Annotated in this window: 13 protein-coding genes; 11 read left to right on the plus strand and 2 right to left on the minus strand. The window is 34.7% G+C overall.

What is annotated here, in order from left to right; all coding sequences use genetic code 11:
- Window positions 1-37 precede the first annotated feature (37 nt).
- Window positions 38-814: a UDP-2,3-diacylglucosamine diphosphatase gene (locus SYJ56_RS12120; RefSeq protein ID WP_323834401.1), complete on the plus strand. Its 777-nt coding sequence runs from the start codon at window positions 38-40 to the stop codon at window positions 812-814.
- Window positions 811-1641 carry a hypothetical protein gene (locus SYJ56_RS12125; protein WP_323834403.1) on the plus strand — a complete coding sequence of 277 codons (831 nt, stop codon included), beginning with the start codon at window positions 811-813 and terminating at the stop codon, window positions 1639-1641. The genes SYJ56_RS12120 and SYJ56_RS12125 overlap by 4 nt, the downstream gene beginning before the upstream one ends.
- Before the next feature lie 112 nt (window positions 1642-1753).
- Here the strand turns inward: SYJ56_RS12125 and SYJ56_RS12130 are convergent, their stop codons facing one another.
- A complete protein-coding gene (locus SYJ56_RS12130) occupies window positions 1754-2179 on the minus strand; it encodes an FKBP-type peptidyl-prolyl cis-trans isomerase (protein WP_323834405.1) in 426 nt (141 codons plus the stop codon).
- Window positions 2180-2361: 182 nt separating this feature from the next.
- On the opposite strand from SYJ56_RS12130, the gene SYJ56_RS12135 reads away from it, so the two are divergent.
- On the plus strand, window positions 2362-3744 hold the full coding sequence (locus SYJ56_RS12135) for a sigma-54-dependent transcriptional regulator (RefSeq protein WP_323834407.1): 1383 nt from the start codon (window positions 2362-2364) through the stop codon (window positions 3742-3744).
- The gene (locus SYJ56_RS12140; RefSeq protein ID WP_323834409.1) at window positions 3734-5077 is read left to right on the plus strand and encodes a sensor histidine kinase; all 1344 of its coding nucleotides are present in this window, start codon (window positions 3734-3736) and stop codon (window positions 5075-5077) included. The genes SYJ56_RS12135 and SYJ56_RS12140 overlap by 11 nt, the downstream gene beginning before the upstream one ends.
- Window positions 5078-5603: 526 nt before the next feature.
- On the opposite strand, the gene SYJ56_RS12145 is transcribed toward SYJ56_RS12140, so the two are convergent.
- Window positions 5604-6293 (minus strand): sugar transferase, encoded by a 690-nt coding sequence (locus SYJ56_RS12145; RefSeq protein WP_323834411.1) that lies wholly within the window; start codon window positions 6291-6293, stop codon window positions 5604-5606.
- A 1638-nt stretch (window positions 6294-7931) separates the two neighbouring features.
- Here SYJ56_RS12145 and SYJ56_RS12150 point away from each other — a divergent pair.
- The 7 genes from SYJ56_RS12150 to SYJ56_RS12180 all read left to right on the plus strand — a co-directional run bounded on the left by SYJ56_RS12150 (window position 7932) and on the right by SYJ56_RS12180 (window position 16731).
- Window positions 7932-8945, plus strand: a complete 1014-nt coding sequence (locus SYJ56_RS12150) for a Gfo/Idh/MocA family protein (RefSeq protein WP_323834413.1) — start codon at window positions 7932-7934, stop codon at window positions 8943-8945.
- Between the two features lie 4 nt (window positions 8946-8949).
- Entirely contained in the window at window positions 8950-9834 is an 885-nt protein-coding gene (locus SYJ56_RS12155) for an aldo-keto reductase family protein (protein WP_323834415.1), read from the plus strand.
- A gap of 325 nt (window positions 9835-10159) precedes the next feature.
- Complete coding sequence (locus SYJ56_RS12160) at window positions 10160-11359, plus strand: glycosyltransferase family 4 protein (protein ID WP_323834417.1); 1200 nt, start codon at window positions 10160-10162, stop codon at window positions 11357-11359.
- Window positions 11335-12516, plus strand: a complete 1182-nt coding sequence (locus tag SYJ56_RS12165; RefSeq protein ID WP_323834419.1) for an NAD-dependent epimerase/dehydratase family protein — start codon at window positions 11335-11337, stop codon at window positions 12514-12516. Before SYJ56_RS12160 ends, SYJ56_RS12165 begins: the two co-directional genes overlap by 25 nt.
- Before the next feature lie 43 nt (window positions 12517-12559).
- Window positions 12560-13528 (plus strand): WaaS/CpsH family glycosyltransferase, encoded by a 969-nt coding sequence (locus SYJ56_RS12170; RefSeq protein WP_323834420.1) that lies wholly within the window; start codon window positions 12560-12562, stop codon window positions 13526-13528.
- Window positions 13529-13596: 68 nt separating this feature from the next.
- Entirely contained in the window at window positions 13597-15621 is a 2025-nt protein-coding gene (locus SYJ56_RS12175) for a right-handed parallel beta-helix repeat-containing protein (protein ID WP_323834421.1), read from the plus strand.
- 105 nt (window positions 15622-15726) lie between these two features.
- Window positions 15727-16731, plus strand: a complete 1005-nt coding sequence (locus SYJ56_RS12180; RefSeq protein WP_323834423.1) for an O-fucosyltransferase family protein — start codon at window positions 15727-15729, stop codon at window positions 16729-16731.
- Window positions 16732-18709: the final 1978 nt, after the last annotated feature.

Genomic DNA, 18709 nt, shown 5'->3' on the forward strand with positions numbered 1-18709 from the left:
CTTTTTTGATTTTGTATCCGCACGTTTATCTTTAGTTATGCAATCAACTCCGCTGGATTTTCCACTGAAAGGAAAAAGGATCTACTTCGCATCTGACTTTCATCTTGGAGCACCAAATGAAGTAGAAAGTAAGGTCAGGGAAAAAAGAATCATACGTTGGCTGGATTCCATTTCTAGCGATGCGGCAGCCATCTTTCTGGTGGGAGACATCTTCGATTTTTGGTTCGAGTATGGGCAAGTAATTCCTAAAGGTTTTATTCCATTTATTTCAAAGATCCACCAATTAAGGGAACGTGGTATTCCTATTGTTTTTTTTACAGGAAATCATGACCTATGGATGAAAGACTATTTCACAGTAGAACTTGGCATCCCAGTTTACACTCATCCTATTGAATTGAAAGTAGAAGGAAAATCTATTTTGGTAGGCCATGGAGATGGTTTGGGGCCTGGGGATAATTCTTACAAATTTTTGAAAAAGGTATTCTCTAATCCATTCGCCAAATGGTTATTCCGGTGGTTTCACCCAGACCTCGGAATGAAACTTGCAAAAAGCTGGTCCGGTCATAGCCGCATTACCAATAGCCAAAAAGATGAAAGTCATTTTCTTGGAGAGGATGAGTGGCTTTGGTCTTATTGCAAGGAACTGGAAGAAAAGCAACATCATGATTTGTATGTTTTCGGGCATAGACACTTACCACTTGAGTTAGAAGTAGGGCAAAATGCCACCTATTTCAACCTCGGGGAATGGGTCACCCAAAACACCTACCTTGCATTTGACGGTTTGGAAGCAAAGCTCAAAACTTTCAAAGGATGAGATCGCTAGGATTATTTATAATTTTGCTTCTGCCGCTTTTTGTATCTGCACAAAATCCAGCAAAATTAGGTGTTCCTCTTGCTGAAATATCGCTCGAAAATCTGGACCTGATTTCCTTCGACACTAAGGATCAATTATTTGCCAGTAATACATCTGGTGACATTTATCTTTTCAGCGCTGAAGGCAAGCATCTCAACTTATTTTCCCCTGCCCGTCAAGGGAGATTAAATCAATTGGAAGCTGCCTGGACAGTAAATATTTTTAGCTTTTCGTCCGATCTGCAGCAGTATAGAATTCTAGATCGTTTCCTAAAAACATTGGCAGAAGACGGCTTTGTTCTTTCGGAAGTGAATCTTGCGAAAGCTGCTACATTGGGCAATAATAATGTGCTTTGGATATGGGATGAATCTGATCTAAGCCTCAAATCAATTGACTATCTTAGAAATCTGCTCATTCAAAGCCAGCCTTTGAATTTGATTCTAACTACTAACATACTGGAAGTCGCAGAAATCAGAGAATTCAAAAATAGGCTATTTATGAATGTACCTGATACAGGCGTATTCATTTTTGACAATCAAGGGAACCTGATGCGGAAAATAGATATGACAGGTATCAACAAATTGTGCTATTACCAAGAGCATTTGCTTTGGATAGAAGGAGATCATCTGATGACGATCTCCTTATCGACAAACGAAGTAAAATCTCTCGCTCAGCTAGATGATTCAGAAGCAACTTACCTTCAAATCGGTCAAGAAAGGCTTGCCCTTGTATCCAAGGACAAAATAAGGCTCTACTCTATCCCATCGTGGCTAAAGTCCCGGAAGTAAGCATTTCTTTCTGATGTTACAATTGAAAACCTACCTGCAAAATGTCATTAATCAAAAAAAAGGCCATTTCATCTCTGAAACAGCCTTCTCGAATTATATAAACTCAGATAAGTTAATTGACTTTTACCAACTCGATATCAAAGATCAAATCTTTTCCTGCCAATTGATGGTTAGCATCCAATGTAATTTTTTCAGCATCCACACCTACTACAGTAACTGGCATAGGCTGCCCATCCCCCCCCTGAAGAGTCAATGGCAATCCAACTTCAGGCTTGATATCAGCAGGAACTTGTGCGATAGGCACATCTATCACCATGTCATCTCTGCGCTCACCGTAGGCTTCTGCAGCAGGAATGGTCACTGTCACCTTCTCTCCTAACTTCATTCCGTCAACCGCCGTATCAAAGCCTTTAATCATATTCCCATCGCCTAATGTAAATCCTAGCGGTTCGCGATTTGCTGAAGAATCAAATACGCTACCATCTTCCAATTTACCAGTATAATGCACTTGGACTGCATCTCCTTTTTTAGCTTGCATAGTCTTTTGTTTTAGTAAAGTACAAAGGTACATAAATCTATTAAGGGAGAAAACTCAATCAATATTGTCCGATTTTAGTATAAAACCGTACACTATTGGACACTTTTATAACCAAAACCTAGTATATGGCCTTATATTGGGGTTGGCATCATTTTCCCCTTAAAAACACCAAACAATTAACCATGGAAACTCAAGATTTAGGCAAGATTCTTATCATCGATGATAATGAGGACTTACTCTTTGCCGCCAAAATGCTTCTGAAAAAGCATGCAAAAGAAGTTATGATAGAAAAGGATCCTCGTAGAATCCCTTTTTTGGTAAATAACAATAACTACGATGTCATCCTCCTTGATATGAATTTCCGCGAGGATACTACCTCTGGTAAAGAAGGTTTTCACTGGTTAAAGCAAATTAAAGAAATAGATCCGAAAGCCGTAGTAATCCTTATCACTGCGTTTGGTGATGTGGAGATGGCCGTACAAGCTCTCAAAGAAGGCGCTACAGATTTCATCCTGAAGCCGTGGCAAAATGAGAAATTGATCGCGACACTTTCTGCCGCCATTAGGCTGAAGGAAAGCTACAATGAAGTCGACAAGCTGCAGAAAAAACAAAAGCAGATGCAGACTGACATGAAAAAGCCCTATAACGATATCATCGGTCAAAGTGCTTCCATGAAAAACATCTTCTCAATCATAGATAAAGTGGCTCAGACAGATGCAAACGTGTTGATTTTGGGAGAAAATGGCACGGGGAAAGAACTTATCGCACGTGCTATTCACGATCGATCACTTCGAAAAGATGAAATTTTCGTCGGTGTGGATATGGGAGCTATCACAGAAACATTATTCGAATCTGAGCTTTTTGGTCATAAAAAAGGTGCGTTTACTGATGCTAAAGACGATCGCTCAGGTAGATTTGAAATAGCTGATAAGGGCTCTTTGTTTTTGGATGAGATTGGTAACCTATCCCTTCCACTTCAATCAAAACTACTGACAGTGCTACAACGAAGGGAAGTTACCCGCATAGGTACCAACAAGGCGATTCCGGTTGACATCCGACTGATTTGTGCTACGAATATGCCTATACACGAAAGCACATCAGACAATACTTTCCGCCAAGATTTATTGTACCGAATTAACACGGTTGAAATTTTCCTCCCTCCTCTTCGAGAAAGACAAGATGATATCCCTGTATTGGCAAATCATTTTCTTAAAAGCTATAGTCAGAAATACCGTAAAAACTTCACGGGATTTACCCCCGCAGGAATGGACCTTTTACAGCACTATGGATGGCCTGGCAATATCCGTGAACTTCAGCATGCTATAGAGCGGGCAATCATTATGGCAGAAGGCGAAGTATTGGATTCTAGGGATTTCTTCTTTCTTTCTGCTAAGCCTGCTTCAGACAAAGCCCCAGCTTCCGTGACACTCAATCTCGATGATATGGAGCGTACCACCATTCAGAGAGCCATAGACAAAAACGGGGGTAACATCTCAAAAGCAGCTAAGGAACTTGGTCTGACTAGAGCATCCTTGTACAGAAGGCTGGAAAAATATGGACTATAAAGTAGGATTATTTGGGAGAATCGCCTTTTTGGCAGCTTCACTCTTTCTTCTTGCCTATGCTATCATTGATAGTTGGGGAGTCTTTATGATCTCCCTTTTCCTTGTATTGGTAGTATTTCAAATCATTTATTTGCTGCGTTATTCAGAGGGCTCCTTCAAGAAAGTGCGCATTTTTCTGGATAACATCAAACAGGATAAATACTCACAACTCTACCCGGTCAAATTTGACGGGACAGAGACTGATGATCTTCATATAGAATTCAATGCGATTCTCGCAAAGTTAAAAGAAGATCAAGCCGAGAAAGAAGCTAATTATCAGTATTTCAGATCCGTTTTTAAGCACCTTAGTATAGGACTGATCACATTTGGAGAAAATGGCGAAATTCAGATCGTGAACACTGCTGCCAAGAGAATTCTCGATGTAGAAGAATTGAAAAACATCGGAGAAATTGAAGGTATTAATAAGGAGTTACACCTAGCGATCAATAACCTGCGGACTGGTGGAAGTGAGTTAATTAAAATAGCGCATCCGGACGGAATTATGCAGATTTCAGTTTATGTGATCGAACTGCTGATGCGCGGGGAAAAGTTTAAATTAGTATCACTTCAGAATATACAGTCCGAACTGGAGGAAAAGGAAATGGAAGCCTGGCAAAATCTTGTTAAAATCCTTACTCATGAAATCATGAACTCCATTGCACCAATTTCTTCTTTGGCTGGAACTATCCAAAGTGAAATGGAAGGTAAAATAGAGCATGTGGAGCAAATAACCCCTGCAGAAATGGAGGATTATTTAATGGGAATAAGTACTATTGAGAAGAGAAGCCAAGGCCTGATCAGTTTCGTATCTGACTTCCGAAGCCTGGCCCACATCCCTACTCCAAAATTCTCCAGTATCGCAATCGCAAAACTTTTTGATCAATTGGTGGTCTTACTACAAAACCAACTGGAAACATTTCAGATTGAACTGATTAAGGAGATTAATCCAAAGGAACTAATTCTATTTGGAGACCAGACCCAGATCGAGCAAGTACTTATTAATCTCACTCAAAATGCCATTCAAGCATTAGAGGATTCAGAAGTAAAACGAATTTTTCTTCGGGCATTTATAGATGAAGCAGGGAAAATAATCCTTGAAGTCTCAGACACTGGAAAAGGTATCGATGAAGAAGCGCTATCGAAGATTTTCATCCCATTCTTCACAACCAAATCCAAAGGCTCGGGAATTGGCTTGAGTCTTTCCAAACAAATCATGCGTCGCCACAAAGGCAATATACAAGTACGCTCCACTCAGGGCGAAGGAACTACCTTCAAGCTGATCTTTAATGGATAAGAAGAAAGAATTCAAACGTGATGTAATCCAAGATATTGCCAAAGGATGAATCAGTTAGTAAACAGGGGAATAGTCCCCTTTTCGACCTGCTACAATACAGTACCTACCGTTCATGGCCTCTAAGGTTTACATGGTTCGTATACCCTTCAATTTGGACTATGCTGAATTCTCAGGACTACCTTACTACTTGTTTTATCCTAGCTTACAACACCTCTAGGAAATCTCTCTGGTTAAAAAAGATAACTCACTCCATTAGCCTGCTGCATTTACCTTAAAGTGTGTGGACATCATAGGATTTTGGTGTAAGCTTTCCCAGCCTCCATAGGCCCAAATGTAGCTTCTCTTCTACAGGCTGGAATGGTGTCAGCGACTTAGAAAGATTTTACATCACAATGCCCCCTTGCTTTTAGCTGCCCTCTTCTGTCAAGACTCTTGGGAACTTTCACCATTTAGCTATCTACTCATAACAAAAAAAACCTCTTCAGGAGTTTCCCGAAGAGGTTCTGAAATTAGCCTTTCACTAATATTAATAGGCATTCTTGTTGATGAAAATCAAACTATAAAAAGTCCATAAAATTATTTTGATGTCAAATAAGAAACTCCAGTTTTTGATGTAAAACAAGTCGTATCTCAATCGAGCATTCATGTCAAATAAATCAATGATTTCGCCACGGAAGCCTTTCGCTTGTGCAAGACCAGTAATGCCAGGCTTAACCATATGTCTGCACATGAAATATTCCATTTTTTCAGCAAATTCTTTATTCATAGGAATTGCATGAGGTCTTGGACCAACTATTGCCATTTCCCCCATCAACACATTCAATAGCTGAGGTAACTCATCCAAACTGCTCTTTCTAAGAAAAGCACCCACTTTAGTAACTCTTGAATCACCCTTAGTTGCTTGTTTGAAATCAGTTTCTGGTTCAAATTTCATACTTCTGAACTTCAGACAATAGAACGGCACATTATTCTGGCCATGCCTAAGTTGCTTGTAAAAAACAGGCCCCTTCGATTCCATCTTAATAATCAGAGCAATTATTGGAAACAACCAACTTGCAATTAAGAAGAGGAAAATACTTACCAACAAAATTTCGAAAATTCTCTTGGCAATAATCTGAGAACTATCCAAAAGGTTGACCGAATACCTATTAAAGATAAAATCGGCACTAATAGAAAAGTTTTCAAGGTTGTTAAGTTTTGAAATTGTAGTAGCCATGACAATAACTATTTTTTATTTATTAAAAATTATCTCAAACGACGTCTGGTCAGATTTTTCCGTCATTTCCATGGTGTAAATCTAGGCAATAAATGATCGATTTTCCAAATGAATTACATTATTTTTTATTTGAAATACATTTTTAATGAAAAAATAGATTTTTAAATGATTGCATATATTCCAATAAATAGCTAGTTACAAACGCTACTTTTAGCTTAAAAAACGCTGAAAATGTGACTATTGAGAGTATTTTTTATAATCCTACAGGTCATACGCGACGAAACTTTTATTCTAACCCCGTAATAAGTATTGAAAAATGAAAAGCATTTTTAATAGGATATTATTCTTGGCTAGTGCGATTTTAGGATTTGAGTTGGTAAACTTTACACTCAACTCTACCTTGTGGAGCTATATTTCTTGTTACAGGCTACATTGAGAGCAGTGGTGTAGGCATCCATACCAAGTTGCTTACCATCTGAGCGAAACTTATCTGCTTACTGAGAAGACTAGTTAATCAGCTGAAATCTAATTATTAGCACATCGAAAAAATAAAATAGGATCAGCGATCCTTACCCTATGGAATGTTTCCTTATCGAGGCACCTGAACAATTCCATTTTTCATTTATAAATATCAGTCACTAGAAGTAAGAATTGAAGTACAGGAAGCGATTGGAACAGGCCATCTAGAAACTAGCTCAAATAAGGCAAGCTAGGTGAAGTCCCTTCAAAAAGGTTAAAGTAAATTCAAGAATATACTGCTTATAAGTATTCTCTAACTGACTGAGGCTAAGTTCACCACCTTTTCAAGAGCAAAATCTAAGTGGACACTATATAAAGAGTGAATAAACCATTTGAAAAAATTATCCAACTGCTTGATTTTGCTACACTTTAGCTAGTCATGAAAAGTAAAAAAAGACTGTGTACCCAGTCTTACAAAAACCACCAATTAAGTATACTCCCTTCTTTACAAAGTACTGAAAAGAACTATTCCACTGACACTCATAAAAATTTAAAGAGATACCCCTTCTCGGTAGGCGCAAAAAGGTATGCGATACCAATAAAAAAACAGACACCCAAAAAAGATTAGAATGGCATTGGTCACATACAGGCTAATGATCCTGATGCTTATTTTAGAGAGATCTAATTAGCAAGACCTTACCTTCTTATTTTTGCTATTTCTGATGATTTAACTGAAAAGCATGTATTTAAACTAAAATTGCATTTTTATTGAAATTCTTATCCTAAATACCTAATTAGATTTAGGACCAACTGGCAAGACTGTAAATGAATTCTTTACAATGGGATAGTTTCCATTTTGGAGAAATCTATTTTGGAATATTTGAGGAACTTTAAGTACCTTACGATCTGAAATTTATGTGAATAAGAACAGAATAGTTTTAGTTAGATGGTGGTTAATTCTCCTAGCTGATAAATTTTTTTTTTTTAAAAGAAAAGCTAATCTAACTGATGGTTAACCGGTTAAAAACCGATATCAATTTTATCGCAATATTAATTTTACATACATTATGTTGCTTTTTAAATATTAATTAAAGTACTTTGAATAAAAAATAACCCATTTATCCTTTCACTCATACGGATTGAATTAAAGAATAAAAACAATAAAATACACTTAAAAAAATGGTAAAAATTGCTTTGATCGGAGCAGGGAAAATGGGACTATCCCATCTTTCAATTTTGGGGGCACATCCGAATGTAGAAATAGTAGGAGTTTGCGATACTTCGAAAATGGTTGTGCAAGTACTTGAAAGATACAGTGGTTATAAATGTTTTTCTGATTACTTGACAATGGTAGAGGAAGCTCGTCCTGATGCAGTATTTGTTTCAGTACCCACAAAATTCCATTTCCCTATGGTGAAGGAACTTTTAAACAGGGGTATAAATGTGTTTACTGAAAAACCATTTTGTTTGAACCCTGAAGAAAGTAATGAATTGACTCAGCTTGCCAAGAAAGCTGGTGTTGTAAATCAGGTCGGCTACCACAATAAATTTGTTGGGACTTTTAGAGAAGTCAAGAAGCTTATCAGTGATGGAGCTATAGGCGAAATTACACATTTTCAAGGTGAAGCCTATGGGCCTGTTGTAGTTAAGAAAAAGAGTGAAACATGGAGGTCTGATCCTAATGAAGGGGGTGGATGTCTTATGGATTATGCTTCTCATGTTATTGATCTAATTAACGACATTATTTCTCCAATAGAATCTTGTAAAGGCTCAATCCTTAAATCTGTCTATTCTAAAAATGTCGACGATTCAGTTTATGCATTAGTTGGTTCAAAATCTGGAGTATCTGGAGTTATTTCTGTGAATTGGAGTGATGAAACCTATCGAAAAATGTCAACTTCAATCACCATCATGGGAACCGAGGGTAAAATTGAATCAGATGCCAATGAATTAAAGGTCTATTTTAAGGGTAATAAATTTCCCAAGGGATATTCAAAAGGATGGAACGTGAAGTATGTAACGGATCTTACAGATGAGGTAGACTTTTACCTGAGAGGTGAAGAGTATTCAGCTCAAATCGATTATTTCATAAAATCTGTGACCGGAGAGGAAAAAAATGAAATTAATACATTTGACAGTGGGTGGAAAACAGATAAATCCATTTCATTAATTAAGAACCAATCAAGCAAATAATAGTATGGAAAGAATAATTTTTGGAGACAATCAGTTTTTTGCTGTAAATCATATTTCTGACGAAAAATCTCGTGCCCAGTCAATTAAATTCAAAGATGATTCTGCAATCATCAAAACATTAGATATTGCAAGAGCAGCCGGCATAAACACCTTCATGTGTACAACCCATGATAGAATCGCCAATATTTGTGAGATTATCCGTAAAGACCCAAAAAAATATCAAGACTTTAAAATCTACCCATGCATGCCCTATGCGCACAAATATGCAAATGCGGTAACTGAACTGGGTATAACAGGAACATTGAAACAATATCTGCCAGGAAATTTCATAGGCACTTTATTTAAAGGTGGTGTTGCTTATGTATCCAAGGATTTCATTTCGATCATGGAATTATTGATTGATGCAGAAATGAAGATGTTTAAAGGAATTAATACACCAGTGATCTTTCTGCAAAATGTAATAACTGACCTTCTATTGGGACTGGGAATGAAAGATTTGCTAATCGGATTTGCTAAACATGTACGACAGAAGTACAACGCAGAACCTGGTTTTATCACAATGAATTTGCCAAAGCTTTTGGATGTACTAGAAAAAGGAGGAATTTCAAATCCTATTATTTGCACATCTATAAATAAGGTTAACTTTAGAATGTCAGGAGGCAAAGAATTGTATGAAAAAACGCTGAGAGAAGGAAGATGCAGAGTTATTGCCATGCAAGTTCTTGGTGGAGGAGCTATTCCAGCAAATGAAGCATTAGAATATGTTAGTAATTTACCCAACGTTGAATCAATTTTGTTCGGTGCTTCCTCCAAGCAAAATATTGAAAATACGGTAGAAACTATAAATTATCACGATCAACAAAGAAGAGAAAGCCTAATTACAAGTTAAATATAAATAGGGGTTTCCAACCAAGAATACAACCTATTTCTTGATATAATTTGAAAAAAGAGAAGTCAAACGTTAAAGAGTAACTTAACATTTGACTTCTACTTTGTTTTACATTCAATTATATAGCATTTAATCATTTTAGCAAAAGAATACTGAATCATAAATTAACCAAAATAACCTCAAAGCTTAGTAACAGCTAAATATTAAACTATTTTTTTACAAAAGTGAAATTCACTTCATGTCCAGAATACATACAACAAAATATCTATCTAAGGATATAAATTATCAAACAAATAACTGTTGATTAAACAGATAAATGAAGGTTATGAAAATAGTTTTTTTACATAATGATTTTAAGGTATACTGGAGAGGAAGGTTATACTTTTTACAGAATTTTTTCCGTGAGAGAAATATTCAAGTTCATGTTATTGAAATTTTTGGCCAAGAATCAGCTTATTCCTTTGACAATTCTGGGAATGAAGAAGAATGGTGGGATTGTTTATTTGAAACAGAAAAATTCAGTGAACTATCAACAAAAATGGTCAGTGAAAGGATAATGAATCATTTGGACTCCTTAAATCCAGATTTGCTAGTCTGTGGACCAATCGCATTTACATCTGGGGCAATTGGAATGAGGTGGGCATATAAAAGAAAGAAGAAGGTTATCCTATTTGATGATTCCAAACACTCCTTATACAAAAGGAATTTTTTAGTGAACTTCATAAAATTAAGTTTAACAGATCTAGCGGAAGCCATTTTAGTACCTTCAACTGATTATGACTTAGAGTATTCAAAATGGAAAATTAAAAAGGAAAAACTATATTATGGTTTAAATTGTATAGATAACAATTATTTCTTACCCAAAAGAGAGCAACAATTTTTAAATACCAAACAAATTGTCTGTGTTGCTCGATTAGTGCCCATTAAAAACCTTGAGTCTTTGCTGAATTGCTGGAAAACTATAGAAAAAGTTGAACCTGAATACTCATTGACTATTGTTGGCGATGGACCAGAATATGAAAACTTGGTAAATCTCAAAAACAAGCTAGAATTAAAAGAAGTTAGTTTTACTGGAAACCAGACAAGAGGTGAAATTGCAAATATTCTTTCCCAATCAGATGTATTTATTTTACCTAGCTATATGGAAGGTTGGGCAATGGTTGTAAATGAGGCAATGGCAGCCGGCTTACCAGTCATTCTGAGTGACCAAATCAATGCAGGACACACGCTACTTAAAGATTCAATTAATGGTTTTGCATTTAATCCATATGACTCAGAGCAAATCACTGAAGCGATTTTAAAGTATATCAAATTAAGTACTGAGGAAAAAATTAGCATGTCTCAACAAGCGAATTTGGAAATTAAAAAATACAATTATGACTTTCTAGCCAATCAGCTTCTTTTAGCTATAAATACGATAAACAAAAAGAAAAGAAAACCTTTGTCCCTAATTGATTTGGTCTTGATTAAACTATGGAGCGGGAAGTTTAAAACTTCCAATTGGGATACCTTACAGAAAAATTAAATTTAGAAAAATATATTATGAAAAATATTTTGATAACAGGTGGAGCTGGTTTTATAGGTTCCAATTTAGGATTAAAGTTAACTAAACAGGGTTATAATGTTACCGTATTAGATAATTTATCCAAGCAAATACATGGATCAAATCCGGAAAAAGATTCTTCTACCTACAAATCCATTCTAAACTCAGGAATCAAATTTATCCAAGGTACAGTAACCAGTAAGAGTGATTGGCAAGAAGCAATAAAAGATCAGGATGCAATTGTGCATTTAGCTGCAGAGACAGGTACTGGTCAGTCAATGTACGAAATTCAAAAATATGTCGATGTAAATATTAGCGGGACTTCATTAATGTTAGACCTTCTAACAAATTCAAAGCATAAGGTGAAAAAAATTGTAGTAGCTTCTTCCAGAGCTATTTATGGTGAAGGAAAGTATTTATGCAATGAACATAATATTGTCTATCCCAATGCTAGAAAAGATGAGGATATGATGAAGGGTGACTTTGAATGCAAATGCCCTATTTGCAATAACAAAGTAGAATTAGTTCCCACTGATGAGAATTCCAAAATTCACCCAACTTCTATTTATGGTATAACAAAACAAGTACAAGAACAGATGGTGCTCACCATGGGAAAATCCTTAGGCATTCCAGCAGTTGCTTTTCGATATCAGAATGTATATGGACCAGGACAATCATTATCAAATCCTTACACAGGCATATTATCAATTTTTAGTACTCAGATTAAAAACAATAACAATCTGAATATTTTTGAAGATGGCAAAGAGAGTAGAGACTTTGTTTATATTGAAGATGTAGTCAATGCAACCATGTTAGGTTTATTAAAAAAAGAAGCTGATTACGAGGTATTTAACGTAGGTGCGGATAAACCCATCGATGTTATGACCGTAGCTAAACTTTTAAAGGATAACTACAATTCAGACATTGAGATAAACATAACAGGCAACTTTAGAAAAGGTGATATTCGACATAATTATGGAGATTTACAGAAAATTAAGGATATATTAGATTTCACACCTCAATTCTCTTTTTCACAAGGAATAAAAAGCTTTTGCAATTGGGTCGAAGACCAAGAAGTACAAGAAGACAACTATCAAGTTTCGATTAATGAAATGAAAAATAAAGGTCTATATAAATAAACTATGGGTTTACTGTCTAAGTCATCAATTATTCCTTATCATAATGGAAAAAAACAATAACAGAAAAAAATGTTTACTCATTTCTCCACAATCTTTCTATTTTTATTCGGAATACTTAAGTAAAACATTAGCCTCATATGATTATGATGTGGTCGTCAGCAACGATGAATACCCCGATAACACATTGGGTAAGATTATGGGAAAACTCAAAATCCCCTTATTAAGAACAATAACAGAAAAAAAAATTATAAAAAATTTTGTAGATGGTAATTCTTACGATTTAGTACTCATAATAAAAGGAAGAGGAATAAGTCCATCATTACTAAAAGCTCTTAAACATGTATCCACAAAGGTAATTGGCTATAGTTTTGATTCATTCAATTATTACGACGCCCCATTAAAATGGTTAAGGCATGTTGATAAATTTTATACATTTGACTATCGTGATGGAGATAAACATGATATACCAATTATAGAATTATTTTCTTCAATGCCTGAAAACAATACAAGAAAAGTGTCCAGTTACAAACTCTCAGCAATTGTCAGGAACCATTCCGATCGTCTTGAATATATAAATAAGGTCTTATCAAATTTAGAAGTAGAAAATAAATTTGTATTTATATACGAACAAAACGTTATAACGTTTCTCCAAAATTTCGTAAAAAGTCCAATATTATATTTCAAATTCTGGAAACACATCTCTTTTAAACCCCTTCCATATAGCGAGTATATTAGAGTATTAAATGAATCTGACTTCACGATAGATTTTGCACATCCAGCACAATCAGGTATCACAATAAGGTGTTTTGAAGCATTAAGTTCACAAACAAAAATCATTACCAACAATCCTTTCGTGAGAAGAAATAATTATTTCACGGACAGTAATGTGATACTATTTGAAAAAGATTCAGACTCTACGACATTAAAAGAGGAATTTAAAAAAATCGAATCAAACGTTCCCGAAAAGCACAATAGAACAATTAACAATTTTATTGAAGACTTAATTTTATAAATTTATTCTCTTAGATTAACTAAATCTTATCAACATTTTAATTGAATTATCTCATTAACATATCGAGGATGTTACGTAAACCTTTCATTATAGTCCTACTGTTGTTGATATGTGCTTCCGGCCGAGCCAGCACATATTATTTCTCATCTTCAGACGGAGATGATAAACGATCTTTACAGGAAGCTCAAAATCCTGAAACACCGTGGGAAAGCATTCAAAAGCTAAATACCCTGTTAAATATAATTAGACCTGGAGACAGTATTTTATTTAAAAATGATGATCGCTTTCATGGCACCATCAACATAGTTAAATCAGGAACCGTCAAATCACCAGTTTATTTCGGAAAATATGGTTCAGGTGAAAATCCGACTTTAACCGGATTTTGTGAAATTACTAATTGGATTTCAAAAGGAGATAATTTGTTCGAGTCACATATTCCAGAAATGGAATCACCTTTAAGTACAGTGATCATTAATGACAAAATCTATCCTCTTGGCAGGTATCCGAATGAAAATGAATACGATGGTGGCTATTTTAAAATCAGTGCATATAAAGAAGGGCACATAGAAAGTTCTAATTTTAAAACATCCGCCAACTATGCTGGGGGAGAAATAGTCATTAGAAAGAATAATTGGATAATTGATAGACACACCATAAGTACAAATACTGGTAATAGCATTGACTACCTAGATTTTGAAAAAGAAATAGCTCCAATGATTGGATATGGATTCTTTATTCAAAATCATCCATCAACGCTAGATCAACATGGAGAATGGTATTTTGACACAAATAGTAAAAAATTGTTAATATATCATGAAGGCAACCCTATAGATGAAGACATAAAGGCTGTAACTTTATCTGAGGTAATTAGTATTCAAAATACAGCAAATAATATTTCTTTTGAAAATATTAATATTGAAGGATCCAATAAAAATTTAATCAGTCTAAAAGGTTCATCAAATATAATTTTTCAGAATTGTAATTTAGCATACATTGGGCAAAACGCCATAGACGCAGTTTCTACAAAAAATATAACGATATCAAATTCGACAATTAAGAACTCATTGAACGGCGGTGTATTTTTAGGATGGAATGACATCGGGTTAGTCATCAAAAATAGTACTTTTGAGAACATATTTAATTTTGCTGGTATGGGTAAAAATGGAGAAATGCAAAGCCAGGCAATTTATATGAGTGAAAAAACTTCAAATGTCCTAATTGAAGAAAACAAATTTTTTAAATGCGGATACAACGGGATAAATTTTAGTGGCGATAATATAAACATCAAAAATAATTTAATAGATACTTTTTGCTTTATTAAAGATGATGGAGGCGGAATCTACACATTTACCGGACCATCTAAAACACCATTTATAAATAGAAAAATAATTGGAAACATCATTATCAATGGAATAGGAGCAGTTGCTGGTACAAAACCATATGGTATTAATGACCTGCCCTACGTTGAAGGGATTTATCTGGATACTTTTGTTAGTGAAGTTGATATAGAAAACAATACCATTGCAAATATTAAAGGGAAAGGCATATTTTTGAATAATGCTGATCACATCAACATTATCAATAACAAAATAGTAAATACTGGGTATTCCATTTACTTAAAAAGTGATGACTTAGATGATTCATCTGAAAATATTGTCGTCCAGAATAATGAATTTCTAGCTACTACTGCATCTCAAATTCACTACTATATTAGAACTAATTTCGATGAATTATCCAAGATTGGAGAATTTGATAAAAACATATTATTTAGACCACTAAGTAATTCGAAAACAATATTTCTACAGACACCTAAAATTAATGGACTTATTGATGTTTCAGCATGGAATACGAAATTCAATTTGGATAAAAACTCCTCAATAGGCCAAGTTAATACCTTAAATATCAATCCCTCTGAAAGAAAGACTTCGAAATTAGATTCATCCCTCCTACTAGAATATAATCACTCCAGAAATCCTAAATCCATTTCACTTCTTGGTACATATGTTGATATTAGAGGAAATAGGTCAATCGAAAAAATTGAAATACCACCTTATTCTTCAATAGTCCTGCTAAAATCAAGGAATGAACCGTAATTCATTAACCCTAACTATTTAAAATTATTCATAATTTTGTGATTGCAAAATTCATTACCCCTGTCAAAACCTTAGCCAAAAGCTACTCTATTAAAACATTAAATGATGTCTAATCTAGTTAACAAAAACCACAAAAAACACTTAGTTTGGATCCTTACTCTAAGAGGTTTCGGATCTGAAATAAATAATTTGATTTACTCGATAAATTACTCCAAACAGAAAAATATTTCTTTTGGAGTAATTTCAACCTATTGGAATTTTAAATACAATGAGGGTTTAAAAGACTACTTCATATTTGAAGAATTCAAAGATCCTAAAATTTCTTTACTCCTATTTCTTTATAAAGGTTTTATCAATCCCCTTACCTATTCTTTTAGGAAAAACCGATTTTCTGAATTGACCAACCAAGCATTAGAACTCTTCATTGGTAAAAACAAAGAGAAAAACGTTTTCAAAGAAAACATATTAAGTTATTCATTTAAAAAAATGAAAATGCTTCTAGGTATAAAAAGTGAATTGATGTTTGAGGTTTTCGATGAAATTCGACAATTCAATTTCAATCAAAGAAATTCAGATAGAGAAGGGTTCATCCTCCAAATGAATGAAATCTTACTGGATTTTTGGAAATTTACACCCGAAACTGCTAAGGCAATTGAAAATATAAAGCAAAAACAAAATCTTGATGGTTTAGAAAATTATGCTGTCTTCCATATAAGAAGAGGCGATAAAGTTGCTGAGGCAACAATGGAAGATAGGTCCTATGAGGTGGAAGAATATGTAGAGAAACTGAATGTTTTAGATCCGTCCATTAAAACAATTTTTCTTATGACCGACGATTATAATGTTTTCTTGGAACTTCAGGAAAAATTTCCAGATTTCGACATTTATACCCTAAGTGATCCAATTTCTACTGGTCATGATCAAGAAACCTTCAATAATAGTTCTCCTGAGGCAAAACGTAAGCATGGTATTGATTTATTGACTGAATTGGAAGTTGCCAGAAATGGTGAAATTTTTATCGGCAGCAGAGGATCCAACATATTCAGATTGGTCGAATATTTTAAAATTGTAGGTTGCCATGATCTAAGTGATAATTCAGATGAACTATAAATAATTATAAATTAGTTTAATCATTATTTTAGACGAGCAACAATTTTTTTTAAAATCAACTAGAAATAAGTATGATTTAATTATAACTAGACCCTATTTTTTTCATCCTTTTTATATTTATACTTTATTACAACAGAATCCTGCAAAGATTTATTTAGACACTTATTTTTTATAGTTTTAATTTTACAATTTCGATAGGTATTTTTCTGCTCTACTAGGTTTACAACCTACCTAGTATACACATCCTAACTTTTCTAAGTTATTACTTGTAAATTTAATCTGCTAAAGATCTACTCAACAGCGAACTTTTATGATAAGAGATGAGTTAGAATTTGTTAAAAAATTCATTCTTTTTAATCATCCTTGATTTGTACAAATAATTCTACACTTTTTCATAAAAAATTCATTGAAATCATATGTGTTCAGCTTTTCAAGACTTTGATTTTAGGTTGTTATAGTGGACTTAAGTTTTCAACAAATTAGATTTATCATACAAACAACTAAATACATTGTATATACTTCATAAAAGAAGTCATGTATGGGGATCTTCTACTCAATATGATTAAAGTAAGGCCATTTTGTACAAAATTAAACTAAAATATAATTTTATATATTATAATAAAATTCAATTTTAAATATATGAAATACATTTTTTAGACTTAAACAGAGCTTTAACATGATTTTTAAAATTGGCATGGTCATAGAAAAGAAAATTGCATCGCCCAAAATTGAATGTTAGCAATGACATTCATCAGCGTCACCCAAAAATAATCCTATTTCCAAATTCACAGCCTTAGGTTAATTTCCTAAGGCAAAAACTTTTGCACACTCTCCTTCCCAAGATCAGGGTATTAATTCAGCAATAGGGCTTAAGCCCTAAAACTGAAAGAGTAGATTAACTAATAAAGTTTATTTGGGAAAGCTTAGATTTTTGAGTTAAAAAATAAATCCTAAAATAAGAGAAACAGAATTCTACAAAAGGCTTGGTGGATTTAGTCATGTAGAATTCAACAATTCTTTAACAAGAAATCAGACCAACATTACCGAAGGATCATAGTGAGATTGAAATTATGTAATAAAAACATCTCAAAGTCTCCAAAAGGCAATCAATTATTTAAAAAGACCGAGAACTACCAACTTAGAAAATTTTCCTTAAGCACAACAGAGATGGGATTAATATGGATAATTCCAAAGGCTTAGTATTGCCCAAATCGTCACTGTTAACAGTACTTAATAATCAGTAATCAAATTAACAACAAATATAATTTATCGCCCCCAGCAACTGTTTTAAGATCATTACACTATGGATAAACTACTTATTAACCTTTTTAAAGCCACTCTCTTCACTTTGTTTTTCTCTTTTTGTTTTGACGCTTTCCCTTCGACCTATTATTTCTCTTCTACTCTTGGCGATGATGCTCACAGCAGCACTCAGGCCCAAAATCAGAATACCCCATGGAGGAGCATTCAAAAACTGAACTCAATTTTCAGTTCCCTTCAGCCCGGGGACAACATCCTGTTCAAAAACGGAGATACCTTTCAGGGTACCATCTCCATCACCAAATCCGGTACCGCGGGTGCACCGATCTCTTTCGGAAGTTATGGCTCGGGTGAAAAACCGATTTTGACAGGATTCCGGGAAATCAAAGACTGGGTGTCACTCGGCGGAAATGTCTNGGGTGCACCGATCTCTTTCGGAAGTTATGGCTCGGGTGAAAAACCGATTTTGACAGGATTCCGGGAAATCAAAGACTGGGTGTCACTCGGCGGAAATGTCTACGAGGCTTCTATCCCTGAAGTTTCCTCTACAGTATCTACCGTGGTCATTGACAATGTCCTGCAGGCCATGGGAAGATATCCCAACAGCAACGCCGCCAACAGCGGATACCTCACCATCAATTCTTTCAGCGGCGGTACCATCGGAAGCGGCGGATTGCAGGCGCCCGCTAGTATGGCCGGGGGAGAAATCGTGATCCGG

Origin of the sequence: Algoriphagus aurantiacus, assembly GCF_035156405.1 — a bacterium.
GTDB classification, from domain to species: domain Bacteria; phylum Bacteroidota; class Bacteroidia; order Cytophagales; family Cyclobacteriaceae; genus Algoriphagus; species Algoriphagus aurantiacus.